19 protein-coding genes and 5 pseudogenes are annotated in these 25157 nt (G+C 56.7%); 17 read left to right on the forward strand and 7 right to left on the reverse strand.

What is annotated here, in order from left to right; genetic code table 11:
• From ACZ1HE_RS21950 to ACZ1HE_RS21965, 4 genes and pseudogenes are all read right to left on the reverse strand, one after another.
• Nucleotides 1-185 (reverse strand): annotated as a pseudogene (locus ACZ1HE_RS21950) (hypothetical protein); the annotation flags it as partial.
• 12 nt (nt 186-197) lie between these two features.
• Nucleotides 198-1160 (reverse strand): PDR/VanB family oxidoreductase, encoded by a 963-nt coding sequence (locus tag ACZ1HE_RS21955; RefSeq protein WP_472624629.1) that lies wholly within the window; start codon nt 1158-1160, stop codon nt 198-200.
• Nucleotides 1157-1753, reverse strand: coding sequence for a dimethylamine monooxygenase subunit DmmA family protein (locus ACZ1HE_RS21960; RefSeq protein WP_472624631.1), 597 nt, complete (start codon nt 1751-1753; stop codon nt 1157-1159). Before ACZ1HE_RS21960 ends, ACZ1HE_RS21955 begins: the two co-directional genes overlap by 4 nt.
• 55 nt (nt 1754-1808) lie before the next feature.
• Complete coding sequence (locus tag ACZ1HE_RS21965) at nt 1809-2954, reverse strand: aminomethyl transferase family protein (protein ID WP_472624633.1); 1146 nt, start codon at nt 2952-2954, stop codon at nt 1809-1811.
• Between the two features lie 341 nt (nt 2955-3295).
• On the opposite strand from ACZ1HE_RS21965, the gene ACZ1HE_RS21970 reads away from it, so the two are divergent.
• From ACZ1HE_RS21970 to ACZ1HE_RS22000, 7 genes are all read left to right on the forward strand, one after another.
• Entirely contained in the window at nt 3296-4669 is a 1374-nt protein-coding gene (locus ACZ1HE_RS21970; RefSeq protein ID WP_472624635.1) for an ammonium transporter, read from the forward strand.
• Nucleotides 4670-4681: 12 nt separating this feature from the next.
• Nucleotides 4682-4897: a hypothetical protein gene (locus ACZ1HE_RS21975; protein WP_472624637.1), complete on the forward strand. Its 216-nt coding sequence runs from the start codon at nt 4682-4684 to the stop codon at nt 4895-4897.
• 147 nt (nt 4898-5044) lie between these two features.
• Entirely contained in the window at nt 5045-5974 is a 930-nt protein-coding gene (locus ACZ1HE_RS21980; RefSeq protein ID WP_472624639.1) for a class II glutamine amidotransferase, read from the forward strand.
• A 1-nt stretch (nt 5975) separates the two neighbouring features.
• A complete protein-coding gene (locus ACZ1HE_RS21985; protein WP_472624641.1) occupies nt 5976-6659 on the forward strand; it encodes a protein GlxC in 684 nt (227 codons plus the stop codon).
• Nucleotides 6660-6679: 20 nt separating this feature from the next.
• Entirely contained in the window at nt 6680-8008 is a 1329-nt protein-coding gene (locus ACZ1HE_RS21990) for an FMN-binding glutamate synthase family protein (RefSeq protein ID WP_472625064.1), read from the forward strand.
• A gap of 79 nt (nt 8009-8087) precedes the next feature.
• The gene (gene glnT / locus ACZ1HE_RS21995; RefSeq protein ID WP_472624643.1) at nt 8088-9416 is read left to right on the forward strand and encodes a type III glutamate--ammonia ligase; all 1329 of its coding nucleotides are present in this window, start codon (nt 8088-8090) and stop codon (nt 9414-9416) included.
• 79 nt (nt 9417-9495) lie between these two features.
• Nucleotides 9496-10206: a type 1 glutamine amidotransferase gene (locus ACZ1HE_RS22000; RefSeq protein WP_472624645.1), complete on the forward strand. Its 711-nt coding sequence runs from the start codon at nt 9496-9498 to the stop codon at nt 10204-10206.
• A gap of 13 nt (nt 10207-10219) precedes the next feature.
• On the opposite strand, the gene ACZ1HE_RS22005 is transcribed toward ACZ1HE_RS22000, so the two are convergent.
• A complete protein-coding gene (locus ACZ1HE_RS22005) occupies nt 10220-10645 on the reverse strand; it encodes a globin domain-containing protein (RefSeq protein WP_472624647.1) in 426 nt (141 codons plus the stop codon).
• 139 nt (nt 10646-10784) lie between these two features.
• Here ACZ1HE_RS22005 and ACZ1HE_RS22010 point away from each other — a divergent pair, with 139 nt between their 5' ends.
• Nucleotides 10785-11636 carry an EamA family transporter gene (locus tag ACZ1HE_RS22010; RefSeq protein ID WP_472624649.1) on the forward strand — a complete coding sequence of 284 codons (852 nt, stop codon included), beginning with the start codon at nt 10785-10787 and terminating at the stop codon, nt 11634-11636.
• 342 nt (nt 11637-11978) lie between these two features.
• On the opposite strand, the pseudogene ACZ1HE_RS22015 reads toward ACZ1HE_RS22010, so the two are convergent.
• Nucleotides 11979-13654: pseudogene (locus ACZ1HE_RS22015) on the reverse strand (formate--tetrahydrofolate ligase).
• 176 nt (nt 13655-13830) lie between these two features.
• Nucleotides 13831-14766 (reverse strand): LysR substrate-binding domain-containing protein, encoded by a 936-nt coding sequence (locus ACZ1HE_RS22020; RefSeq protein WP_472624651.1) that lies wholly within the window; start codon nt 14764-14766, stop codon nt 13831-13833.
• A gap of 237 nt (nt 14767-15003) precedes the next feature.
• Between ACZ1HE_RS22020 and ACZ1HE_RS22025 the strand changes: the two genes are divergently transcribed.
• From ACZ1HE_RS22025 to ACZ1HE_RS22065, 9 genes and pseudogenes are all read left to right on the forward strand, one after another.
• Nucleotides 15004-15954, forward strand: a complete 951-nt coding sequence (locus tag ACZ1HE_RS22025; protein WP_472624653.1) for an ABC transporter substrate-binding protein — start codon at nt 15004-15006, stop codon at nt 15952-15954.
• A gap of 85 nt (nt 15955-16039) precedes the next feature.
• Nucleotides 16040-17068: a quaternary amine ABC transporter ATP-binding protein gene (locus tag ACZ1HE_RS22030; RefSeq protein WP_472624655.1), complete on the forward strand. Its 1029-nt coding sequence runs from the start codon at nt 16040-16042 to the stop codon at nt 17066-17068.
• Nucleotides 17068-19050, forward strand: a complete 1983-nt coding sequence (locus ACZ1HE_RS22035; protein WP_472624657.1) for an ABC transporter permease — start codon at nt 17068-17070, stop codon at nt 19048-19050. Before ACZ1HE_RS22030 ends, ACZ1HE_RS22035 begins: the two co-directional genes overlap by 1 nt.
• 1 nt (nt 19051) lies before the next feature.
• Nucleotides 19052-19417: a cupin domain-containing protein gene (locus ACZ1HE_RS22040; RefSeq protein WP_472624659.1), complete on the forward strand. Its 366-nt coding sequence runs from the start codon at nt 19052-19054 to the stop codon at nt 19415-19417.
• Nucleotides 19414-21813 carry a DUF1989 domain-containing protein gene (locus ACZ1HE_RS22045; protein ID WP_472624661.1) on the forward strand — a complete coding sequence of 800 codons (2400 nt, stop codon included), beginning with the start codon at nt 19414-19416 and terminating at the stop codon, nt 21811-21813. The genes ACZ1HE_RS22040 and ACZ1HE_RS22045 overlap by 4 nt, the downstream gene beginning before the upstream one ends.
• 35 nt (nt 21814-21848) lie before the next feature.
• Complete coding sequence (locus ACZ1HE_RS22050) at nt 21849-22283, forward strand: hypothetical protein (RefSeq protein ID WP_472624663.1); 435 nt, start codon at nt 21849-21851, stop codon at nt 22281-22283.
• Between the two features lie 51 nt (nt 22284-22334).
• Nucleotides 22335-22664: pseudogene (locus ACZ1HE_RS22055) on the forward strand (phospholipase D-like domain-containing protein); the annotation flags it as partial.
• Nucleotides 22665-22848: 184 nt separating this feature from the next.
• A pseudogene (locus ACZ1HE_RS22060) lies at nt 22849-24151 on the forward strand (alanine/glycine:cation symporter family protein).
• 43 nt (nt 24152-24194) lie between these two features.
• A pseudogene (locus ACZ1HE_RS22065) lies at nt 24195-25075 on the forward strand (glutaminase).
• The last annotated feature ends 82 nt before the right edge of the window (nt 25076-25157 follow it).

Here is a 25157-nt window from a genome sequence, read left to right on the forward strand (position 1 = left end):
TGTTCGTCGACATCAAACCGCATCTCGTAAACCGACCCTTCGGGCCCGCCCTTATGCTGTTCCATGTTGACCGAATACATATAGCTGTCTTCGTGAAACGGGAACGGAAAGCGTTTGATCGCCCACTCCGAGTTGTGGAACGTATAGTCGTCGCGAAAGGATTCATCGTTGAATTGAATGGTCATGTCGGTCCCCCTTCAGCGGTCCAGCACGAGGGCCTTGCCCTCGAAACGCGATACGCAGGGCATGATCTTCTTGCCTGCAGCTTTTTCTTCATCCGTTAGCCAGTGATCGCGGTGCACAAAGTTGCCATCGTGATCCAGCACTACGGTTTCGCATTGTCCGCAAGCCCCGCCACGGCACAGATACGGCGCATCGACACCTTCGCGTTCGATGGCCTCAAGCAGGCTTTCGTTTTCGCCCACATGAATGATCTTTTCTGACTTGGCCAGCCGCACTTCGAACGGTTTGCCGGGTTGGGGTGCAAGGAATTCTTCGTAGTGCACACAATCTTCGGGCCAGCCCTCGGCAGCCGCCGTATTGCGTACCCAGTCGATCATGCCCTTGGGGCCGCAGACATAGACATGCGTGCCCAAAGGCTGCCCGCTGAGCAGGTTTTTCAGATCAATCGCCTGTTCCTGATCGTCGTAATACAGATGCGTTTCGTTTGGGTGCCGGTCGGTCAGTTGGTCCGCATAAGACGCCAGCGCGTGATTGCGGCAGGCATAATGCAGTTCCCAATGCCCATGTAGCAGTTCAAGTTGTTTGATCTGCGCCAGAAACGGGGTGATCCCGATGCCACCGGCCAAGAACAGGTGCTTGCGGGCCCGAAGGTCCAGTGAAAACAAGTTGACCGGATAGCTGATGGTCATCTCGTCGCCCAGCTTGACCTGGCGGTGCATGAACAGCGAACCACCCCTGCCCTGATCATCGCGTCGAACCGAAATGGTGTAGGATGACTGATCAAACGGGTCCGACATCAGCGAGTATGGGTTGAGCCGCGTGATGCCACCATCCTGCATTTCAACAACGGTATGGGCCCCACCCGAAAAGGTCGGCAACTGGCCTCCGTCGATGCGTTCGAACCGGAACCGCGTCACCAACTCGTTCAAGGGGGTGATTTCGGTCACCTTGGCCTGGATTTTCTCGGCGCCACTCATTCGTAAATCCCCTTCGGCTTGGGCACGTTGCCATGATCTTCGGCATCCACGCGGACACCCTGATAGGCGGCAAGACGGCGGGAATAGTGGTCGCGCACAAACAGGTTCAGCCCGCAGTGCGCGCAGACAAACGGGTCAACCTCAACATCTTCCGTGATGCCTTTGCAATGCACGCATTGCATGCGACGCGCGACCGATCCGCGATGTTCGGTTTGGATTGCGGTGTGCGGCAGGCCAACGGTCATCACTTCGTTCATGGCCTGACCCATCATGCCCTCAGAGCCGGTTAGATAGACCTGCAATCCCATATGCGCGTCTTCCAGCACACGGCGAATACGCTGCAGCGCGGCCTCATAGGAGGGACCTTCGTAGAATTGCGCGGGGTTCAGCGCCTGCAGTCTTTCGGAATAGTCCGTTCCTTTGGGAATGTAGATCAGGTGGGTCTTGGACATCAGGTCGCGTGCCGCGATGTCGAGAACGGCTTCGGCGCCTTCGGCCTCAGCGATCATGAGATGATGTTCGCCCGGGCGAACCTCTAGCTTGCCCCAGACCGGGCGGCTTGCGATTGACTTGGGAAATTCGAACTTTGACATTGTGCCCTCAAATAGGAAAAGGGCGCCACGGAAAGTCCGTCGCGCCCTTGAAAGATCAGCCCTTGGCGGTACGGATCGACTTGTCCTTGTCGTAGAACGGCATTTCTTGCGCCGTTGCTGCAATCTCGGTGCCGTCTCCATTTCTGACCGTTAGGCTGGTACCGGGCGAGGCGCAGGAAACCGGCATACGGGCGATGCCCACATTGTGGCCGTTGACCTCGGAAAACATGCCAAAGGTGACAACGCCGACCTTTTCGCCGTTTTGCAGAAGATCGGCACCTTCGTCTGCTGGTGTTGTTCCCTCAAGCAGTACGCCATAGATCTTGAACCGCTCTTTGCCTTGCGCGGCATAGTGGTTTTCCGCACCGATAAAGCCGGTTTTACCGGGAGAGACGGTGAACTCCAGACCCAGCTCCCACAGGGTGTCGCCGCAGGTTTCGCCGTCAAATGGATAGGTTTCCGAATTGTCGCCGGGATAGAACAGCAGATAGCTTTCGGTCCGCAGCAGATCGAGGGTCGAGAACTGGACCGGGACGATGCCCATATCCTTGCCTTCGGACAGGATGCTGTCCCACAGGAGCACTGCATGCTTGGCCTGGCAGAAAATCTCGTACCCGCGTTCACCCGTGTAGCCGGTTCGCGAAATCATCACGGGGCAACCAAAAAGCTTGGTCTGCATGATCCCGAAATAGGCCAGATCGCGAATGCCGGGCACATGGTTGGCCAGGAATTCAACGGCCACCGGGCCTTGTAGCGACATGTCATGCATGTCGTCGTCAAAAATGACCGAGCAATTCTTACCCGCAGCCACAGAGGTCAGCTGTTCCATCCCGGTGCCGGTGCCGTGCACGACAAGCCAGGTGTTCACCGACAGACGATAGATGATGCAGTCGTCAACAAACTTGCCCTCGGAGTTCAGGATCGAGGCATAGGTCGACCGCCCTGGCATGATCTTTTCAACGTTGCGGGTGGTGACGCGGTCAATCACATATGCCGCGTCTTCGCCAACGACATGGACCTTTTTCAGGCCGGACACATCCATCAAACCTGCTTTGGTGCGGATCGCCTCGTAATCGGCTTTGGCCCGTTCTGGCGAGTGGTCATAGAACCACGCGGTCCCCATTCCGTTCCAATCCTCCAACTCGCCACCGATCTCGGCGTGGCGATGCGCAAGCGCAGACGTCCTCCATAGAATGGCCATGGTTCAGCTCTCCCGTTGATCATTTTTGTTGCCGATAGTGAGGCCGATGTTGTTCTGGAAATCAATATCGTGATGCAGATAACTTTCCCTGTGGGAATATTAGGCTCAAAAAAATGCAGGCTAAAAAGTCCACTGCTATGCGGGCAAAATTGTTATCTTTCAGAGAATTGCTTCTTAGATGTTCCGTTTACAGCTAAAAATGGAACTCAAGAGCACGGCATCTTGCCTCTAATATTTGTTGACAAGGGGCGGTTGCTATACCCCTGCGAGTGGATAACCTTTCCTTACAGGAAAATAGGCTGATCGCCTTTTCCCAATGAAACAAACGGGGAGACAACAATATGGATGGCAACTTAAACGCGCTCACGACCGTGTTTACCGAGTTCTACTACTGGGTGACGGTCGTCTTCATGTTCCTTATCCACGTGGGATTTTGCATGTACGAGGTTGGGGCAAGCCGGGCCCGAAACCACATGCACACATTGATGAAAAACATCATGATCATTCCTCTGGTCACGGTCACATTCTTCTTCTTCGGCTGGTGGATTTATTGGGCGTTCCCGAACTTCCCGTTCTGGGGTGGGCTGGACACCGAAGCGGGCGCTGCAAACCTGCCATGGGCGGACACAATGGGCCCCAACGCGGGCGACAGAATCACGGGCGTGTTCTGGGCTGCGTTCCTGCTGTTTTCCTGGACGGCTGCCTCGATCGTGTCCGGTTCCGTGATCGAGCGTATTCGGTCTTCGGCACTTTGGGTACATGCCGTTCTCATTGGGTCGGTCTGGTGGATCATTGATGCGGCCTGGGGCTGGCATTATGGCGGCTGGATGGTGCGCGAGCTTGGCTATCACGATGCTTATGCATCCGGTGTTATTCACGCGATTGCAGGTGGATACGCACTGGGAGTGATCATGGTTCTGGGTCCGCGTCTGGGCAAATTTGCCAAGGACGGCACACCTCGGGACATTCCACCGCACAACCCATGGCTGCTGACGATCGGTATCTTCCTGATCTACACCGGTTTCTGGGGCTTCTACGCCGCATGTAATGTTCCGGTTATCTCACCCGAAGGGATTGATGGTCAGATCACGGGCGTAACCTGGACCGCAACCAACATCTATCTGGCACCGACCACGCTTTCGGGCATCACATTCAACTTCCTGATGTCACTTTCGGGCGGGTTGATGGCAGCCTATGTGATCTCCAAGGGTGACGCGTTCTGGACCTTCTCGGGCGGTCTTGCCGGTATCATCACCGCATCTGCAGGCAACGATCTGTATCACCCGATTCAGGCCATGATCATCGGCGCTGTTGGTGTCGTGATCGTGTACAAGCTGCACTACTGGATGGAGCGCAAGTTTAAGCTGGACGATGCGGTCGGCGCGGTTGCCGTGCATGGCTATGCTGGTTTCGTCGGCCTTGTGATCTCGGGCTTTGTTCTCTGGGGTGTCCCTTCGTCGCCATATGAAGGGTACGCTGCGATCAACCCCGTCGGTCAGTTCATCGGTGCCGTCATCATGTTCTTTGTCCTTGGTTTCGTACCAGGCTGGGCCGTGGCCAAGATGCAGGCTGCTGCTGGGGTTCTGCGGATCCCGGAAGAGGTCGAATTGCAGGGCCTCGATTACGCCGAGCACCACGCTTACGAGGACGCCAAAGCCGCGATCATCGCGGCTGACAAGGAAGAACTGGCCAACCGCGGCGTAGCTGCAAAATAAGGGAGAACAGATATGTCTACGAACGGATATTCAAACTGGGCTGTCGATATGGCCGATGTCGGAGCAATCTATCCCTTTCAGGGATCCGAAGTTCTGATGGTCATCATCGGCGTTGCCTTCTGGATTGGCTGGCATCGCATTCAATTCGTGCGCGAACGCGAGCATCTGGAAAAGGCGCGCCACACCGGGGACGAAGAGAAGGTCAAGGCACAGCTCGAACGATATTGATCGTGCTTTGAAAGATCATAATGGGCGGGGGGCGTTGCCTCTCGCCCATTGCATGTCAGGAAAATAACTTTCCTATGATTATTGATGTCCCAAATGTTTGCTGGTACCTTAGAATCATAATGAAACTCACAAGGAGATCTGCCAGCCATGTGCGGAATTGTTGGATTATTCCTCAAAGATCAGTCTCTTGCGCCCGAATTGGGCAATATGCTGACAGACATGCTGATCACCATGACCGATCGCGGCCCTGACAGTGCTGGCATTGCCATTTATGGCGATGGGGCGCAGGACAAAACCAAGATCACGGTACAATCGCCAAACGCTGAAACCGATTTTGCCAATCTGGCTGAAGATCTTGGCAAAAGCCTGGGTGCGACGGTCACGCAAAACGACATCAGCACACATACCGTGTTGGAAATTCCGGCGGGTCAATTCGAAGCCGCGCGCGCAGCGCTTGCCGAAATCCGTCCCGATGTGCGCATCATGAGTCGGGGTGATACCCTGGAGATCTACAAAGAGGTGGGTCTGCCCAAAGACGTGGCAGAGCGCTTTAACCTCAGCGGTATGACCGGCACCCATGGGATTGGCCACACGCGCATGGCAACGGAATCCGCTGTTACCACGATGGGAGCGCACCCGTTCAACACGGGATCGGATCAGTGCCTGGTCCACAACGGCTCTTTGTCGAACCACAATTCGCTGCGCCGCAAGCTGCGCCGCGAAGGGGTGGTCATTCAGACCGAGAACGACACCGAAGTTGGCGCCGCTTACCTGACGTGGAAGATGATGAACGGGGCCTCTCTGGGTGAGGCGCTGGAAAGCAGCCTGGAAGATCTGGACGGGTTTTTCACCTTTGTTGTCGGCACCAAAGATGGCTTTGGCGTTGTTCGCGACCCGATTGCCTGCAAACCCGCTGTGATGGCCGAAACCGATCAATACGTGGCCTTTGGCAGCGAATATCGCGCGTTGGTGAACCTGCCGGGTATCGAAGACGCCCGCGTGTGGGAGCCCGAACCTGCGACAGTCTATTTCTGGACCCACAACGACAGCACCACCCCTAGTCAGAAAGCCGCCTGATATGCAGACCTATGATCTAGAAGCGGACGGCCTGCGCGGCATGAATTCGATCCTTCAGACCCAAAGTGGTGAAACCAACCAGACCAGCTGGGAGATTGTGAACCCCAAGGGCAGCCATGCAATTGCCGTGGGGCTGGACGCGCCGATTGAGGTCACCGTTAGGGGTTCTACCGGCTATTACTGCGCCGGAATGAACCAACAGGCGACTGTGCATGTCATCGGGTCCGTTGGGCCGGGTGTGGCGGAAAACATGATGTCGGGGACGGTCATCATTGATGGCGATGCCAGTCAATATGCCGGAGCCACCGGTCATGGTGGGTTGCTGGTCATCAAAGGCAATGCCAGTTCGCGCTGCGGGATCTCGATGAAAGGGATCGACATCGTGGTGCATGGCAACATTGGCCACATGTCCGCCTTTATGGCGCAGGCCGGGAACCTTGTGGTGTGTGGCGACGCGGGCGATGCGCTTGGCGACAGCCTGTACGAGGCGCGCTTGTTCGTGCGCGGATCAGTTAAAAGCCTTGGCGCGGATTGCGTCGAAAAGGAAATGCGCCCCGAGCATCTGGAAATTCTGGCTGACCTGCTTGAGCGGGCCGGGGCAGACGCAAAACCGGAAGAGTTCAAACGCTATGGCTCGGCCCGGCAGCTTTATAACTTCGACGTCGACAACGCTGCAGCGTACTAAGGACAAAGGGTATGAAAGATATGGACGATCAGATCCCCCGCACCCTGCCGATCCAGTCGGCGACATTCACCAACCCGATCAATGCCGAAATCCGCCGTGCGGCGGCTACCGGCATTTACGATATTCGCGGTGGCGGTGCCAAACGCAAGGTGCCTCATTTCGACGATCTGCTGTTTCTGGGCGCAAGCGTCAGCCGCTATCCGCTCGAAGGGTACCGCGAACGCTGCGACACCTCGGTCACTTTGGGCACGCGTTTTGCCAAAAAGCCGATCCAGCTGGACATCCCGGTCACGATTGCAGGCATGAGCTTTGGCGCGCTGTCCGGTCCGGCGAAAGAGGCCCTTGGCCGCGGCGCCTCGGCCGCGGGCACCTCGACCACTACAGGTGACGGCGGCATGACCCCGGAAGAGCGCGGCCATTCCAACAAGCTGGTCTATCAGTACCTACCCTCGCGCTACGGTATGAACCCCAACGACCTCCGCAAGGCTGATGCAATCGAGATCGTTGTCGGTCAGGGTGCAAAACCCGGCGGTGGTGGCATGTTGTTGGGTCAAAAGATCAGCGATCGTGTGGCTGATATGCGCACGCTGCCCAAAGGGATCGACCAACGCTCGGCCTGTCGTCATCCGGATTGGACCGGACCCGACGATCTGGAGATCAAGATCCTTGAGCTACGCGAAATCACCGACTGGCAGGTGCCGATCTACGTCAAGGTCGGTGCCACCCGCCCCTACTACGACACCGCGCTGGCCGTGAAAGCCGGGGCTGATGTTGTGGTTATGGACGGGATGCAGGGTGGCACTGCTGCCACGCAGGATGTGTTCATTGAACATGTCGGAATTCCGACATTGGCCTGTATCCGACCCGCTGTTCAGGCGTTGCAGGATCTGGGTGTGCACCGCGAAGTGCAACTGGTCATCTCGGGCGGCATTCGCACCGGCGCGGATGTGGCCAAGGCGCTGGCGCTTGGTGCCGATGCAGTCGCCATCGGGACCGCTGCGCTAGTGGCTTTGGGTGACAATGATCCCAAGTGGGAAGCCGAATATCAGAAACTGGGTACAACCACCGGCGCTTATGATGACTGGCACGAGGGGCAAGACCCCGCAGGCATCACCACGCAGGACCCGGAACTGGCATCGCGCCTGAACCCAGTCGAGGCGGGGCGTCGCCTGCGCAACTATCTGAAGGTGATGACGCTTGAGGCGCAGACCATTGCGCGCGCTTGCGGACACAATCATCTGCACAACCTCGAACCCGAGGATCTGTGTGCCTTGACAATGGAGGCCGCTGCAATGGCCCGGGTGCCGCTGGCTGGAACCAGCTGGTACCCCGGCAAAGAAGGCTTCTGAACCGATGCAGCGCGGCTCCCGAAAGGGGGCCGCGTTTTTACTTTGATAACCAAAAAACAACAGGGAAAGGAAAGCAATCGTGACGACAGATCTCGCAGCTTTCGCAGCCAAAAACGGCGTCAAATACTTCATGATTTCGTTCACCGACCTGTTCGGTGGGCAGCGGGCCAAGCTGGTCCCGGCGCAGGCCATTGCGGACATGCAAGAAGAGGGCGCAGGCTTTGCCGGGTTCGCCACTTATCTGGACATGACGCCAGCGCACCCGGACATGCTGGCAGTGCCGGATCCATCATCAGTGATTCAATTGCCATGGAAACCCGAGGTCGCCTGGGTCGCGGGCAACTGCGTGATGGAGGGCGAAGACGTCGCCCAAGCCCCCCGCAATGTGCTGCGCCGCCTGATTGACGAGGCCGCCGCCGAAGGCATGCACGTCAAAACCGGCATCGAGGCTGAGTTCTTTTTGCTGACGCCGGATGGAGAGCAAATCTCTGATCCGTTCGATACGGCGGAAAAGCCCTGCTACGATCAGCAGGCAGTCATGCGCCGCTACGACGTGGTGCGCGAGATTTGCGATTACATGTTGGAACTGGGTTGGGGTCCGTACCAGAATGACCACGAAGACGCGAACGGCCAGTTCGAAATGAACTGGGAGTTCGACGACGTTCTGCGCACCGCCGACAAACATTCGTTCTTCAAGTTCATGACCAAGTCGGTTGCTGAAAAGCACGGGCTGCGCGCCACCTTTATGCCCAAACCTGTCGAGGGGCTGACCGGCAACGGGTGTCACGCGCATATCTCGGTCTGGGACGCGCCGGGTGCGGATGCCAAGACCAACGTATTTGCGGGCGAAGGCGAAGGCCAGACTGGCGAGGTCGGATTGTCCGAGCGGGGCAAACATTTCCTTGGCGGCATCATGAAACACGCAAGCGCCTTGGCCGCGATCACCAATCCAACGGTGAATTCTTACAAGCGGATCAACGCACCACGCACCATGTCGGGTGCAACCTGGGCGCCCAACACCGTGACCTGGACGGGCAACAACCGCACACACATGGTTCGTGTGCCGGGACCGGGCCGGTTCGAACTGCGCCTACCTGATGGGGCAACAAACCCCTATCTGCTTCAGGCGGTCATCATCGCGGTCGGCCTGTCTGGCATCCGCTCCAAAGCGGACCCCGGCAAGCGCCACGACATCGACATGTACGCCGAGGGGCACACCGTCAAAGACGCGCCGCGCTTGCCGCTGAACATGCTGGATGCCATGCGCGAGTACGACAAGGACACCGAGCTTAAGTCCATGATGGGTGACGAGTTTTCGGCGGCCTATCTCAAGATGAAGAACCAGGAATGGAACTCTTTCGTGTCCCATTTCTCGCGTTGGGAAAAGCAACACACGCTCGACATCTAAACCGAAGGCGCGCGCGAGCATCTGGGCCGCGGTACATCCGCGGCCCTCTCATTGCTGACCTAACTCCACCTGCTGCCCCATGAATGTTCTGATTTTTCAACACACACCAGGAGAGACCCCGGGCGCGTTTGTGGATCACATCGCATCGCACGGCGACACTGCCCAAATCGTGCATCTGTATAGCGGGCAGAACATCCCCAAGCTTGACGCATTCGACATCCTGCTGGTTTTGGGCGGGCCTATGGATGTGTGGGAAACCGAATCTCATCCTTGGCTGGCCCTTGAAAAACGTGCAATCAGGGAGTGGGTTCTTGACCTGAAGCGCCCTTACTTTGGGATTTGCTTAGGCCATCAATTGCTGGTGGATGCCCTTGGCGGGCGGTGTGCCCGGATGAAGTCCCCGGAAATTGGCGTGTTACCAGTTACGCTGACTGATCCCGCACGACGCGACCCGCTTTTTCAGTCGTCAAAGTATCAGTTTCCAGTACTTCAGTGGCACGGTGTCGAAGCGGTTGAGCTGCCTTTAGGTGCGATTGTTCTGGCACGGTCAAATACCTGTGCAGTTCAAATCCTGCGCGTGTTTGAAAACGCCTGGGGCGTTCAATTTCATCCAGAGCTTGTGAAGGGCACTATCGATTCCTGGATGGGCGATCCGGCCAACTATCAATGTGCTGTGGATTGGCTTGGCTCGGCGGATGCGACGGATCAAATGATACGAGAAAGCAACGAAATTGCTGCGGATCAATTTGACATGACGGCTGAAATCTACAGGCGACTGCGTCAGGTTTAACACCTGCCAGATCTCAGGGTTCGATCTGCCCCTGATCACCCTCGACCCGCCAGTCTGGTACATCGTTGACCAGCATTAATGCCGCGCGGCGAAGCGTTGCGCGCATCTTGTCCACAACATGACCGTGCATATCGCAATCCACCAATGCAGCATCAAAGGTCTGTAACCACAGCTCTGCATCTGCTTCGCGGATCGGAACATGGGCGTGAATTTCGCGCAAATCCATATGGCTAAATCGCTCGCGGTAATAAGCGCGACCACCCAAAAACCCGCTTAGAAATTCGAACTGAGCTTGCCGCGTGTGATTCAAACCGTGGCCCCGAAAATGCAACCGATGCAGGGAATGTACAGCCGGGTCCGACTCCATTCGATCATAGAACCGCTCGACCAATGCGCGCAGTTGGTCTTCGCCGCCGAGTTGATCCAAAGCCGAGGACATAGGTGAATTCCTTGAGGTCTCATCGCTTAGAATATTGCATAACAGGAATATTTGTTTATCAACAGTGACATCTTGGCGCTGCCTATTCTTTGGAAACCATCATGCTGATCGCACCCGAACAATTGCACCTGGCTCAGCAATGAGCGCTTTGCTGCTGGGGCTTCTGGCCGCCTTGTGCTGGGGCATTCATGATCTGTCGGTCAGATACATCAGTCAGTCGGTCAGCGTCGTCGCCTCGCTTATGACCGTGCTGATTGTTGGCGCTGTCCTGCAACTTGGACTGTTGGTTGCAATGGGCGACTTTACCCCGATGTCAGGGCGTGCCGTTTTCTATGCAATTGCTTCCGGCGGGTTTTATCTTTTGGCTGGCCTGAGCATGTACGAGGCTTTTCATCGGGGACCCGTCCGTTTGGTGGCGCCGTTGGTGGCAAGCTATCCGGTACTATCGATTTCGGTTGCGATCTGGCGTGGTTCAACCGTCAGCCCATGGCAATGGTTGGCCGTCATCGCAATTGGTATCGGGGTCACATTTGCGGCTGCAAAATCAGACGATGCTGATACCTCGTACCCTAAGGCGAGCCCAACCATTTTATTGTCCTTACTGGCCGCCGTCGGGTTTGCTGCGGCATTTGCCTTAGGGCAGTATGGAACAGAACTTAGTGACGCATACAATGTATCCCTGATCGGGCGTGTAACGACGATATGTATGCTGGCCGTGATCGCATTTGCGTTTCGCAAATCGATCTTGCCCGCGGTCAAAGCCCTTCCGCTTTTGTGCGTAATGGGTGTGCTGGATGCCGTCGCGATCCTATGCGTGATTGCTGCTGGTGGGTTGCCAAATGCGCAATATGCCTCTGTCGCAGCCTCTGTTTTTGGCCTGATTACCGTTGTCCTTGCATGGGCGGTCCTTGAGGAACGTATGATAACCAGTCAATGGTTCGGCTGTTTCGTTGCCTTTGCAGGTATCGGCTATCTTGCGTTCGCTGCCTAACGGTTCAAGTCATTGGTGTCATGTTTCTGATGAGTTGAGAATGCGTCAGCTATGACCCTCTCAATCTCTCCTGGGCGATCTGGCCCGACATGATACCAGGCAGCCCTTCGCGTGGCGATTTGTGTTGGATTTCAATTCCCGGCGATGATCCGAAATGTCCATGTGGCGCGGTACTCGCGACAGGAGCACAACAAAAAACACACCATCCATTCAGTTCAAAAGCGCATGTAGCTTCGGCATTCCGCCTGCATTGATGCGCAATCGCTTGGCGGTGTCAAAGAGGGCATTTAAGAACTCCTGCGGCCCGGAGGTTACCGGGCCGCAGAAACCGTATTTTGGAGCTTAGAACAAGCCCTCGATCTCACCTGCGTCATTGAGGCAGATGCTTTCCGCCGCCGGTTTGCGCGGCAGACCGGGCATGGTCATGATCTCGCCGCAGACGGCCACGATAAAGCCCGCACCGGCGCTCAGGCGTACTTCGCGCACCGGAACCGAATGGCCCACAGGTGCCCCGCGCAAGCTCGGGTCGGTCGAGAAGGAATACTGCGTTTTCGCCATGCAGACCGGCAGGTTGCCGTATCCGGCAGCTTCCCATTCCTTCAGCTGGTTGCGGATCTTGTTGTCGGCCAGAACCTCATCGGCGCGGTAGATGCGCTTGGCGATGGTGTCGATTTTGTCAAACAGCGACATGTCATCGGGGTAGATCGGCGCAAAGTTGGCAGTACCGCTTTCGACCATTTCCACGACCTTTTCGGCCAACGGAGCGGACCCTTCCGAACCCAGTTCCCAGTGACGCGACAGAACCGCCTCGACGCCGTGCGTCGCGGCATAGTCCATGACCGCCTGAACTTCGGCGTCGGTGTCGGTGACAAAGTGGTTGATCGCAACCACAACCGGCACACCAAAGGATTTGAGGTTCTCGATGTGGCGGCCCAGGTTGGCGCAGCCATTGTTCACCGCGTCAACGTTTTCCGCGCCCAGATCAGCCTTGGCCACGCCGCCGTTCATCTTCATGGCGCGCACGGTGGCAACCAGAACGACTGCGGAGGGTGCGATGCCTGCCTTGCGGCATTTGATGTTCATGAACTTTTCAGCACCCAGGTCGGCGCCAAAGCCCGCCTCGGTCACCACATAATCGGCCACTTTCAGCGCAGTCTTGGTCGCGATGACCGAGTTACAGCCGTGCGCGATGTTGGCAAACGGACCGCCGTGCACAAAGGCCGGGTTGTTTTCCAGCGTCTGCACCAGGTTCGGCTGCATCGCGTCCTTGAGCAGAACGGTCATTGCACCTTCGGCCTTGATGTCGCGGCAGTAGACCGGGGTCTTGTCGCGGCGGTAGGCCACGATGATGTCGCCCAGACGCTTTTCCAGGTCCTTCAGGTCGTTCGCCAGGCAGAGGATCGCCATAACCTCGGAGGCCACGGTGATGTCAAAACCAGCTTCGCGCGGGAAACCGTTGGAGACGCCGCCCAGAGACGCGGTGATGGTGCGCAGAGCCCGGTCGTTCATGTCGACCACACGACGCCATGCAACGCGGCGGGTGTCGATTTCCTGCTCGTTGCCCCAGTAGATGTGGTTGTCGATCATCGCCGACAGCAGCGAATGCGCGCTGGTGATCGCGTGGAAGTCGCCGGTGAAGTGGAGGTTCATCTCCTCCATCGGCACCACTTGCGCGTAACCACCCCCGCAGCGCCGCCCTTCATGCCGAAGTTCGGACCAAGCGAGGCCTCGCGGATACAGATCATCGCGTTCTTGCCGATGCGGTTCAGACCATCGCCCAGACCCACGGTGGTGGTGGTCTTGCCCTCGCCCGCAGGCGTCGGGTTGATCGCCGTCACCAGGATCAGCTTGCCATCGTCCTTGGACTGAACCGAGTTGATAAACTCCTGGCTCACCTTGGCCTTGTCGTGGCCGTAGGGCAGCAGATCATCCGAAGACATGCCAAGCTTGGCACCAATCTCCTGAATGGGTTTCTTGTTCGCCTCGCGGGCGATCTCAATGTCGGATTTGTAGCTCATTGGCTTTCGGGTTCCCTGCAAGATTGGCCAAAAACGCCCAAACCTTTTCGCGTGCGTGAAGAAGGCTGGAATCACATATTTTCGTCAGGGTAAATAAATATTCCCTTGGGTCAACCTTGGATTCGCTCTGAGATTTGTAAGGCAATTGGTCCAGGCAGGCAGAGCCTTACCCGAAGCTACGCATACCGTTTGCGCCCCGCACTCAGGCTCAATAGCCAATCTTCAACGATACCACGTTCAGGGAATGTCCTATGGGCGGGGCTTTTTAGCAGGTAGTAGCCCGATTGTGTTCGCACAGAAGCGTCCGGGATCGGCCTGACCAGCGCACCGCTGTCAAGTAGCGGGTCCACAAGATGGGCCCATCCCAAGGCAACCCCCAACCCGTCAACGGCGGCCTGAACTGACAACGGATACGTATTGAAGGCCACCGCACGTTCCATCAGTGACGTCGAGACGTCGTTGTGATCAAGCCAGGTGCGCCAGGTCATCCATTCTGCGTGACTGCTGGTGACTTCGATTAAGTCCAGCTCGGGCAATGTTGCTAGATCTGACGCCTTTGGATTGCTCTTCAGATAATCGGGGCTGCATACGGGAAAGATCGTTTCGCCGAACAAGAGCCTTGCGTCATAGCCGGGCCAATCCCCGTCGCCGCGCAAGATTGTCAGGTCCATCGCCTCGGACAGGCACTCGGCATCGCTGTCTGATGAGACTAGTGAAATTCGTATACGTCCGTTTGATTTGTTGAACCTGCGCAGTTGCGGCATCAGCCAAAGCGACGCAACCGAATTTGTCGCCGAAATGGACACCGTATTGGCCTGATGCTTGGCCAGCATATCCCGGCTGACGTCCCGCATCAGGTCGAGTGACCGTTCAACAGTAGCCAACAAAATGGCCCCTTGTTGAGTCAGGGACACCGACCTGTGCCCGCGGACAAACAAGGGCACATCATAGTGTTGTTCCAGCAAGCGGACCTTGCGACTGATGGCCGTTTCGGAAATGTTCAGGACCTTGCTGGCCTGCGCAAAACTCTGCGCTTTGGCAGCAGCTTCAAAAGCCAAAAAATAGTCAAGGGGCGGAAGAACCTTGCCGGTGACTGGTGCTTTCTTTGGCATTTACGTGAAGATTCCCGAGCTGGTCGTAATTGTGATCGAAGATATTTGCCCTCAGCAATCGCCAACTAATCAGGCAACTCACTGTTAAATTAACGAAAAATTCGATTTGCCTCAAGAAATTTTGGCCAAAGGCTCTAAAATTTCTGTTCTGCGTATTCAGCAAATCTAGGCAAACTGCGCAAATTCGGGGCCGGAAGAGTCCCGTGATCAAAAATGAACGACACTCAGGGAGCCACCATGAAACTGAAAAACCTACTTTCTGTTGCAACCATGGCAGCAGTAGCGGGAACCGGAGCGATTGCCGAAGACAGCAGCGATCCCATCGTCATCCCAATTCACAACTGGTCCAGCCAGATCGTTATGTCGAACGTTGTCGGCCTGATCTTTGAAGAGATGGGCAACAACGTCGAATATGTTACCACCGACAGCCAGGCCGTTTATGAATCGGTTCGTTTGGGCGATGTGGCGCTGGAGATGGAAGTCTGGGAAGGTGCGTTTGGCGCGTCCTATCGCGCGGCACTGGAAAAGGGTGGTCTACATGACGCGGGCGACCATGACGCAGTGACCCGCGAGGATTGGTGGTACCCGATGTGGACCAAGGAATCCTGCCCGGGTCTGCCTGACTGGAAAGCACTGAATGATTGTGCACATCTGTTTGCCACCGCCGAGACGGGTGACAAGGGCCGGTATCTGGATGGCCCGGTTGACTGGCTCAAGCACGGTAAAGAACGCGCTGAGGCGCTGGATCTGAACTTTACCGTGATCAACGCGGGTTCGGCCGCGGCCCTGTGGGCTGAAATCGGCGCTGCCGAGGCGGACAAGAAGCCGGTTTTGGTCTTCAACTGGACACCGAACTTTGCCGAAGCGGTCTGGCCCGGTGAATTTGTTGAATTCCCGGCGTGGGAAGATGGCTGTGACAAGGATCCTGCCAAAGGCCCGAACAAGGATGCGTTGTATGATTGTGGAAACCCGGCCAAGGGCTATCTGAAAAAGGCGGCCTGGGACGGTATGAAAGACAAGTGGCCATCGGCATACTGCACCCTGACCAATATCTCTTTCACCAACCCGCAGATCGCCGAAATGGCCAAGCTGGTCGACACAGACGAGCTGGAGCCGGAAGATGCGGCAGCCGAGTGGCTGGACAACAACCGTAGTGTCGTCGAGCCATGGATGAGCGCCTGCAGCTGATAAGCTTGCGTTAAACAATGAAACTGGTGCGGCCTTGTCCATCCCTGCGATGCAAGGCCGTGCTCAACTGAAAAGAAAGAAACTGATGTCAGCCACTCCGCCAGTCATCTCGGCCCAAAACGTTTGGAAACTGTTTGGTGCTTCGCCGGAAAGCTACCTGAAATCCATGCCAGCCGGGCGCAGTTTCGACGACATTCGGGCGGACGGGTACATTGCCGGGGTCGCGGACGTATCGATCGAGGTCGCCCGTGGCGAGATGCTGGTCATCATGGGGCTGTCTGGGTCTGGCAAGTCCACTCTGGTGCGGTGCTTTTCGCGCCTGCACGACATCACGGGCGGCACGATCAAGATCGATGGTCAGGACATCATGGGCCTGAACGAACGCGAGCTGATCGAACTGCGCCGCAACAAAATGGGCATGGTGTTCCAGTCCTTTGGGTTGCTGCCGCATCGCACCGTGCTGGACAATGTGGCCTTTCCGCTGGAGATGCGCGGCCAAGACCGCCATGACCGGCGCGAACGGGCCTTGGAAGTGATCAAACTGGTCGGTTTGGAAGGCCGCGAAGAGTATTTCCCACGTGAATTGAGCGGTGGTCAGCAACAGCGTGTCGGCATCGCGCGGTCCCTTGCGATCGAACCCGACATCTGGTTCCTGGACGAGCCGTTCTCTGCTCTGGATCCGCTCATTCGGCGTGAAATGCAGGACGAATTCCTGCGACTGCAAGAGATGTTGGGCAAAACCATCGTGTTCATCACGCACGACTTTGACGAGGCCCTGCGCCTGGCGGATCGCATTGCGATCATGCGCAATGGCGCAGTCGAACAGTGTGACACGCCCGACAAGATCGTGATGAACCCGGCCACCGAATATGTGGCTAAGTTTACCGAAGAAGTCGACAAGGCCCGCGTTGTGCACGCCAAGGGTCTTGCAACGCCGGTCAATGGTCATGCGCTGGAAGGGGCCCCGATTGATGGTGGCGCCACGATTCATGAATTGGCGCGCGTTCTGGTCAACGACAATCGCATTCTTCTGCCCGTCGCAAACGACAAGGGCGTCGTAATGGGTGTTCTGGAACGCGAGGCTGCGTTGAACATTCTGCTCGGGGCCGACTGATGGCGACCCTGTCCACTGACATTCCGGACACCTCATCCAAAACTTGGACCCGAGGCAGGATTTTGACCGTTTTGTTGGCCACTGCCTTTGCGCTGATCCTGGCCAAGGCTGTGGGCATTTTGCCGGACTGGCTGAACCGCATTCCCGAAACGATGATCCCTCCGACGGCGCTGGCGTTGGATGCCATCTTTAGCTTTATCCAAAATGACTTGGGCCTGATCCATGTCACCGGGTTCATCGCCGAAGGCCCGTTGGAGTTCCTTTTGGATACGTCGGCCAACCTTCTCGAAGGCAAGCGCCGTTGGCCACATCTGGGCCCGATCCCATGGTCCGCAATCGCTGCCGTCGCAGGCGTGGTGGGCTACGCCGTAGGGGGTTGGAGGTTGGCTGCTTTGGGTGCGGGCACCTTCATCTGGACCGCCGCGATCGGTCAGTGGAAAATCGCGATGCAGACAATGTCGGTGATCGTGGTTGCCGCGCCGCTGGCCTTTTTGCTGGGTCTGACACTGGGCATCGCAGCGTGGAAGTATCGCGGGTTTGAGAGGATGTTGAAACCCATACTGTCGGTGCTGCAAACCCTGCCTTTCTTTACCTATCTTCTACCTGCGGTGATCTTCTTCAAGGTCGGGCCAACAGCCGGGGCCGTTGCAACCATCACGTTTGCGATCCCGCCGATGATCCTGATGACCACACTGGGCCTGAAAAAAGTCAGCCCCGAGGTGATCGAGGCTGGGCAGATGTCGGGCTGCACCCGCTGGCAGATGCTGCGCCATGTCTATGTACCGGCCGCGCGCACCGAAATTCTGGTCGGGGTCAATCAGGTGATCATGCTGTGTCTGGCCATGGTTGTTCTGACCGCCTTTATCGGCATGCCTGGTCTTGGGGCCAAACTGCTTGCCATGATGGGCAGCTTCAAACTGGGCCGGTCGTTCGAAATTGGTGTTACGATTGTTCTGCTGGCTGTGACACTGGACCGGATGTCCAAGGCTTGGGTCGTCAAACAGCCCGTGCATTTTGAACGCGGCACACCTTGGTGGAAACGCCATCAGATTTCTTTGATTGGGTTGGGTCTGTTTGTTGGGTTTATCCTGATCTCGCAAATCTTCCCGATCCTGGCCGAGGTCGGCCGCAAACAGCACCTGAGTCAGGGCAAGGAAATCGACGTTGCGATCAAGTCGGTCCTTGCGTGGGACATGATCAAAGGCACAACCGAATGGTTGCGCTGGTTCCTGAACGTCAAGGTTCTGATCCCGTTCCGCAACTCTCTGTTGGCCATTCCGACACCGGCGTTCATCTTGATGGTGGTTGCCTTTACCTATTGGGTTGGTGGCCGCAAACCCGGCATCTATGCCGCGATCTTTTTCACCATCGTTGCCTTTTCTGGTTGGTGGGACCGCTCTGTGATCACGCTTTACACCGTGATTTCCGCTGTGGCGCTGGCCACGATGATCGGTATTCCGCTTGGCGTGATCGCCGCGCGGTCGTCGCGGTGGTCCAAGAACATCCTGCTGGCCTGTGACACGGCACAGACCTTTCCCAGCTTCATCTACCTGATCCCCGCGATCATGCTGTTCGGGGTCAACGATGTGGCGGTTGTCTTCTCAATCCTAATCTTCGCCGCCGTCCCGCTGATCCGCTATACGATCATCGGCCTGAGCAGCGTTCCGCCCGAGATGACCGAAGCTGCCGACATGTCCGGCTCGACCCGGCGACAAAAGCTGTTTTCGGTGCAGTTCCCGCTGGCCCTGCCGACAATGGCCGTTGGGTTCAACCAGGCCATCATGTTCGCTTTTTTCATGGTCATCATCGCGGCCTTTATCGGCACACAGGATCTGGGCCAGGAATTGCAGCGCACGCTTGCGGGTACCGAACTTGGCAAGAATTTTGTCTTAGGCCTCAACGTCTCGCTCATGGCGCTGACCTTTGACATGGCGATCAGCAGTTGGGCCGAGCAGCGTAAAAAACGCCTGGGGCTTGATTGATATGACACAGCTGGCAAACGCACGCACTGTCGCCCGTTTTGACGACCCCGGCTTTACCCGGATGGAGGGTCAGTCAGGCGGGCAAGTCTGGTGGAAAAACATCAGCTTTGACGAGGCCACCGGGCAAGGTAGCTATCTGATGAAGATGGCGCCGGGCACCCGGTCCAACCCGCATACCCATACGGGCGCCGAAGAGTTCTTTGTCCTCGAAGGGGATCTGACGGACCACGACGGTTTCAGCTATCGCAGCGGTGATTTCGTCAGCCTGGCTTCCGGATCCAGCCATTTTTCCCGTACCAAAACGGGCTGTCTTTTGGTGGTCACCCACCACGGTGCAATCAAAGCCATCGACGAGAGTGAACTATGACTGTGAAACCGGTTTTTGAGGTTCCGTTTGAACGCAGAGGCGTTCTGGCTCCGGGCCTGCCGATCCTGCCCCACGGGACAGAGCGTCACCCGGTGCCCGGTGCAGGCTCACGCGCGGTTCCTGTTTCCAAGGGCGATACCGTCACCCTGCTGGATCGTGACGGTATGCAGTCGGCCGAGATGGTGTTTTTTGCCCCTGACCGCAGTTCTGATGCGGCCATGTTGGGTGCGCAGGGACATGGGCGGCCAGATGGGCTGATTGCCACGCTCGCGAATGGGTCGCCGTCCGGCAAAAAGGTGCTGCGCGCGTTGGAAGTGGCGGGGTTCGATATTGGTCAGGGCGACGCGATCCGAGCGTTTTCTAACGGGTCTCGCCCCGGCGACATGGTCAGCTTTGTTGCCGAGAACGATGGCCTGCTGATCGTCGCTGCACCGGGCGAGGCAATGCGCCCGGAAAACAACAACCCGCCGACCGACATCATCCTGTACATTCAACGCTATGCGCCGGGGTTGGCAAAGCCCGATGTTGGGCCGCCTGATCCGCTTGCCGATCCGTTAAAAGACATCAACATTCAGCCCGGCAACGCCCGATCTTACGAGGTGAAGGCCGGTGAATTCATCCAGATCGTGGACATCAAGGGGCGCGAAAGCTCGGACTTTCAGGCGTTCAGCCGCCGGGCCTTGGACAAGGGGATCGAGCGCGAGATTGATCCCACAACCACCCGAAGCCTGATGGGCAGCCTGTATCCGCAGCCCGGCATATTTTCAAAATACTGGTCGGTGGATCAGGAACCATTGGTCGAGATTATTCAGGACACCTGCGGGCGTCATGACACCTTTGGATTGGCCTGTACCGCGCGGTATTACGAGGATCTTGGGTACCCCGGTCATGTGAACTGCTCGGACAATATCAACAAAGATCTGGATCAGTACGGCATCAGGCCACGCGGTGGTTGGCAGGCGATCAACTTCTTTTTTAACACAATGCTCGATGACACCAACGCCATCGGTATGGACGACCCGTGGTCCCGGCCCGGCGATTTTGTCCTGCTGCGCGCCTTGACCGATCTGGTGTGTGTCAGCACCGGCTGCCCTTGCGACATTGACCCGGCCAACGGCTGGAACCCCACCGACATTCAGGTGCGAACCTACAAGGCGACCGAGGATTTTCAACGATCCTACGGCTATAGAAAATCTGCGGAGGCGGATGTGGAAGAAACCAAGAAAACAGCATTTCACGACTGCTTTGCACGTCACACCCGGGATTTCGTTGAATACAACGGCTATTGGCTGCCCAACACGATGACCAACCACGGCGCAATCGCCGAATACTGGGCCTGCCGGGACAAGGTCGCGGTGATGGACCTGAGTCCGCTGCGCAAGTACGAGGTCGTGGGGCCGGACGCCGAAGAGCTGATGCAGCTCTGCGTGACCCGCAACATGAAGAAGCTGAGCGTGGGGCAGGTCGTCTATACCGCGATGTGTTACGAGCATGGCGGCATGATTGATGATGGCACCGTGTATCGCTTAGGCGAGACGAACTTTCGCTGGATTGGCGGCAATGACACCAGCGGGTTGTGGTTGCAGGAACAGGCGCAGAAACGCAATCTGAACGCTTGGGTGCGCAATTCGACCGATCAGCTGCACAATATCGCGGTTCAGGGGAGGTTCAGTCGGGAAATCCTGTCCAAAATCTTCTGGACGCCTCCGCAACAGCCAACCATCGACGAATTGCCCTGGTTCCGTCTAACGATTGCGCGTGTCGGCGATGTGGCGGGCACGTCCGTCGTTATCTCGCGCACCGGGTATTCCGGTGAACTGGGGTACGAGATCTTTTGCCACCCAAAGGACGCCGTCGAAATCTTTGACCGTGTCTGGGAGGTTGGCCAAGACTATGGCATAACGCCGCTCGGACTGGCCGCATTGGACATGCTGCGGATCGAGGGCGGATTGATCTTTGCTGGCTCCGAATTTGACGACCAGACCGACCCGTTTGAGGCCGGTATCGGCTTTACCGTGCCGTTGAAATCAAAGACCGACGATTTTATCGGGCGCACGGCGATCGAAGAGCGCAAAGCCCACCCCCACCGCAAACTTGTCGGGTTCGAAATCGAAGGCGGCACCATCCCGTCTGCCGGGGATTGTGTCCGCATAGGCAAAGCGCAGGTGGGTGAAATCACCAGCGCGATGAAATCCCCCATTCTGGGCAAGGTCATTGCCTTGGGTCGTGTGGCAACCACCCATGCCGCTCTGGGTACGGACATTGAGATCGGGCAATTGGATGGGCAGCAAAAACGGTTGAAGGCCAAGATCGTGGCTTTCCCTCACTTTGATCCCACGAAAGAGCGGGTAAAGGGAATATACACAAAGGTGACTGTTCCAAACGCGGCGGAATAGTCGCCGCGATCCCGCACCGGTCGAGGCAAAACACTATGTTAAGCAAACCGCTGAGAGTGCTTTCGTTGGTTGTGCTTTCGAGCAGTTTCGTCGCCATTTACCAAGAAGGGATCGCCGGGAACTGCACCCAACTTGAAGAGATCGAAAGCTATGTCACCTCGGACGTGGTTCCGGAGGGATCGCACTGCGAGAGGTTTACCGGTCTTCAAAACTCGGTTGGTGTGTCCTGCTTTTGGGGCCGTTCGTTCAGAAGTGCAGATGCCGACCAACTCTTTGAACAGATCTGGGCCAATGTGACAAGTTGCCGGAAAGGCGAAACATCCTTCGAGCAGAAGGGCGTGAACCACCCCGATAGTTACCAACAGCGAGAACTGTTGACGGACAATGGCATCTATCGTGTGGCGAAAAAGGACAAGGGTCAGGAACATCGCACATTGATCTTCTTGAGCTTCGAGCACTTTGGCTCCTAAGCACAAAGCCGTTATCAAATACCGCTAACTTGATCCACAGGCGCTGACGTCAGACAATACCGGGGTCTATCTCGTGCCGGTTTTCTCACCAAAGCCTTCACGATCGACAATCACTATCTGTTTGTAGGTTTGCTCAACTGGGATCCGCGATCCGTCAACATCAACACGGAAGTGGGTGTTTTGGTTGACTCTCCGGAGTTGACGACGCGCGTGGTTCTTGTGCTTGATGGAGCATTGGAAGTGAACACCTATGCTGTCCAATTGGACGAGAACGACCGGGTCACCTGGAAATCCCTCCGGAAGCTTTTTCGACCATCTGAAGGCTGGGGTTCTGGCGATCCTGCCCGTTGGATCACAACTGTAGAGCGGGCCAAGAAATGAGACAATCTTGGAGACGACCAACAAGAGATTGAAGATTTTGCTTGGATGAGGACTAAAGATGGACTTTTTTGTCGACGGCCTGAATGGCATTCTCTGGAATTACGTCCTGATATACGGGTTGCTGGGTGCAGGTGTGTACTTCACGATCCGGCTTGGGGCCCTGCAGTTTCGACATTTTGGCGAAATGCTGCGGGTCATAACCTCGGCACCGAGCACTGACAAACGCGGAATCACACCATTTCAGGCGCTGACGGTCAGCCTAGCGTCGCGTGTGGGAACCGGAAATCTTGCAGGTGTCGCCGTAGCACTGACTCTGGGTGGACCGGGCGCCATCTTTTGGATGTGGATGGTCGCGCTGGTTGGAATGGCGACCGCTTATTCCGAAAGCACACTTGCGCAACTTTATAAAGTGACGACAAAAACCGGCGAGTACCGGGGCGGGCCTAGCATTTTATATCTCCAAAGGATTGAATGCTCCCTGGGCAGGCGCTTTGTTCTCCGTCTGCCTGATTGTAAGTTTCGGGCTGATTTTTGTCGCCGTGCAGTCCAACTCGATCGCAGAGGCCCTGAATGGCGCCTTTGGCATCGAAAAACTCTGGGTCGGGGTTCTGGTCGCCGCTGCTGCTGCTGTTGTTATTTTTGGTGGAATCAAAGCAATTGCGCGGGTTGCTGAAATTCTGGTTCCGTTCATGGCGGGCGGGTATCTTCTGATTGCGGTCGTCGTAATGATCCTGAATATCACCGAAGTGCCTGCTCTGCTGTGGCTGATCGTTTCAAGCGCTCTAGGGCTGCAAGAGGCGACAGGAGGGATTGCGGGCGGTGTGATGGCCGCGATGCTCAATGGTATCAAACGCGGTCTGTTCTCGAACGAAGCCGGTATGGGGTCGGCCCCAAATATTGCGGCCGTTGCAACCCCGTCGCCGCACCATCCGTCAAGCCAAGGGCTTGTGCAGGCCTTCGGGTGTTTTGTGGACACGATCCTTGTCTGCACGGCCACCGCGCTTTTGATCCTTTTGTCCGGTGTGATGAGTGGCAGTGAGGCCACGGGGATGCAACTGACCCAAGACGCGTTGGACGTTCATATGGGACCAGTCGGTACTTATTTTATTGCGATTGCGATCATCTTCTTCGCGTTCACCTCCATTCTTGGCAATTACTCCTATGCTGAGAACGCGATGGTCTTTCTTGGCCTGCACGGCAAAGCAGGCATCACTGTTTTGCGTGCGGCTTGTCTGGGGATGGTGGTCTGGGGCGCGATGCAGACAGTTGCGACTGTCTTTAATTTTGCCGATGCTGCGATGGGCGTGATGGCCGTTATCAACCTGACGGCAATTCTACTTTTGTCTGGGACGGTCTACCGGCTGACCAAAGACTATTTCGGTCAAAGGAAAGCCGGACAAGAACCAGTCTTTGTTTATGAGGACTTCGAAGGCTCAACCGAAGGCGTTTCCCAAAAAATCTGGAGCGAAGATGCCCAATCATCCTGACCCTTCTGAGATCCAGCACATTCTTGACGACATTCAGGTGCAAATGACCGGAGATGCCAATCGGGGTGAGGTAGCGAACTACATCCCCGAACTGGCGCGCGTACCGCTCAACCGGTTCGGAATTGCCGTTGCCCCTCTGGATGGTCCTCCAATCATGGCGGGTGACGCTGAACTGCCGTTTTCAATTCAGAGCATCTCGAAGGTTTTTGCCCTCGTCGTCGCGCTGGAACATGTTGGTGCGGCGCTATGGCGGCGCGTCGGGCGTGAACCGTCGGGTGATCCGTTCAATTCGATTGTTCAGCTTGAATTCGAGCGCGGCAAACCGCGTAATCCGTTTATCAACCCCGGCGCAATCGTAGTGTCCGATGTCATCCTGGCACATCAACCTGATAGGACGGCACCGCACCCGGTTCTGGATCTGTGTCGGCGGCTGGCAGACGCGCCTGACATATCTGTCGACGAAGAGGTCTTTGGATCCGAGGTCGAAACAGGCGATCGAAACCGGGCGTTGGCTTATTTCATGCAGGCCGAAGGCAACATTCAATCCGATGTGGTCGACGTCACTGAACGCTACTTCCGGCAATGCAGCATCGAGATGAGCTGCCTTCAGCTTGCGACCGCCACACGGTTTCTTGCAACAGGCGGAGTCGGACCGGTGGCAAAATCCGCGGGGGTTACGTCCGAACGCGCTCGCCGCATCAACGCCCTGATGATGACCTGCGGTTGTTACGACGCGTCAGGTGAGGTGGCATTTCGAATAGGTCTGCCGTGCAAAAGCGGCGTCGGCGGGGGAATTGTTGCCGTTGTCCCGGGGTTGCCTCGATCGCGGCCTGGAGCCCGGGGTTGGATGACAAGGGAAACTCGATTTTGGCCATTAAGGCGATCGAACAATTGGCGCATAGGTTGAATTGGTCGGTGTTTTGAGCGGTATCGCGTTAGCCATGGCATCTATCAGGACGCTGTTCGTGCTGAACCGGAGTGGAAGAGGTGTGCCGGTTCTGAGACT

Source organism: Falsiruegeria sp. JB4-1 (genome assembly GCF_055693495.1).

Excerpts from the sequence above, each read along its gene's own strand:
- ACZ1HE_RS21955 (WP_472624629.1), bottom strand. The coding sequence starts at position 1,160 with ATGAGTGGCGCCGAGAAAATCCAGGCCAAGGTGACCGAAATCACCCCC.
- ACZ1HE_RS21960 (WP_472624631.1), bottom strand. The coding sequence starts at position 1,753 with ATGTCAAAGTTCGAATTTCCCAAGTCAATCGCAAGCCGCCCGGTCTGG.
- ACZ1HE_RS21965 (WP_472624633.1), bottom strand. The coding sequence starts at position 2,954 with ATGGCCATTCTATGGAGGACGTCTGCGCTTGCGCATCGCCACGCCGAG.
- ACZ1HE_RS21970 (WP_472624635.1), top strand. The coding sequence starts at position 3,296 with ATGGATGGCAACTTAAACGCGCTCACGACCGTGTTTACCGAGTTCTAC.
- ACZ1HE_RS21975 (WP_472624637.1), top strand. The coding sequence starts at position 4,682 with ATGTCTACGAACGGATATTCAAACTGGGCTGTCGATATGGCCGATGTC.
- ACZ1HE_RS21980 (WP_472624639.1), top strand. The coding sequence starts at position 5,045 with ATGTGCGGAATTGTTGGATTATTCCTCAAAGATCAGTCTCTTGCGCCC.
- ACZ1HE_RS21985 (WP_472624641.1), top strand. The coding sequence starts at position 5,976 with ATGCAGACCTATGATCTAGAAGCGGACGGCCTGCGCGGCATGAATTCG.
- ACZ1HE_RS21990 (WP_472625064.1), top strand. The coding sequence starts at position 6,680 with ATGGACGATCAGATCCCCCGCACCCTGCCGATCCAGTCGGCGACATTC.
- ACZ1HE_RS22000 (WP_472624645.1), top strand. The coding sequence starts at position 9,496 with ATGAATGTTCTGATTTTTCAACACACACCAGGAGAGACCCCGGGCGCG.
- ACZ1HE_RS22005 (WP_472624647.1), bottom strand. The coding sequence starts at position 10,645 with ATGTCCTCGGCTTTGGATCAACTCGGCGGCGAAGACCAACTGCGCGCA.
- ACZ1HE_RS22010 (WP_472624649.1), top strand. The coding sequence starts at position 10,785 with ATGAGCGCTTTGCTGCTGGGGCTTCTGGCCGCCTTGTGCTGGGGCATT.
- ACZ1HE_RS22020 (WP_472624651.1), bottom strand. The coding sequence starts at position 14,766 with ATGCCAAAGAAAGCACCAGTCACCGGCAAGGTTCTTCCGCCCCTTGAC.
- ACZ1HE_RS22025 (WP_472624653.1), top strand. The coding sequence starts at position 15,004 with ATGAAACTGAAAAACCTACTTTCTGTTGCAACCATGGCAGCAGTAGCG.
- ACZ1HE_RS22030 (WP_472624655.1), top strand. The coding sequence starts at position 16,040 with ATGTCAGCCACTCCGCCAGTCATCTCGGCCCAAAACGTTTGGAAACTG.
- ACZ1HE_RS22035 (WP_472624657.1), top strand. The coding sequence starts at position 17,068 with ATGGCGACCCTGTCCACTGACATTCCGGACACCTCATCCAAAACTTGG.
- ACZ1HE_RS22040 (WP_472624659.1), top strand. The coding sequence starts at position 19,052 with ATGACACAGCTGGCAAACGCACGCACTGTCGCCCGTTTTGACGACCCC.
- ACZ1HE_RS22045 (WP_472624661.1), top strand. The coding sequence starts at position 19,414 with ATGACTGTGAAACCGGTTTTTGAGGTTCCGTTTGAACGCAGAGGCGTT.
- ACZ1HE_RS22050 (WP_472624663.1), top strand. The coding sequence starts at position 21,849 with ATGTTAAGCAAACCGCTGAGAGTGCTTTCGTTGGTTGTGCTTTCGAGC.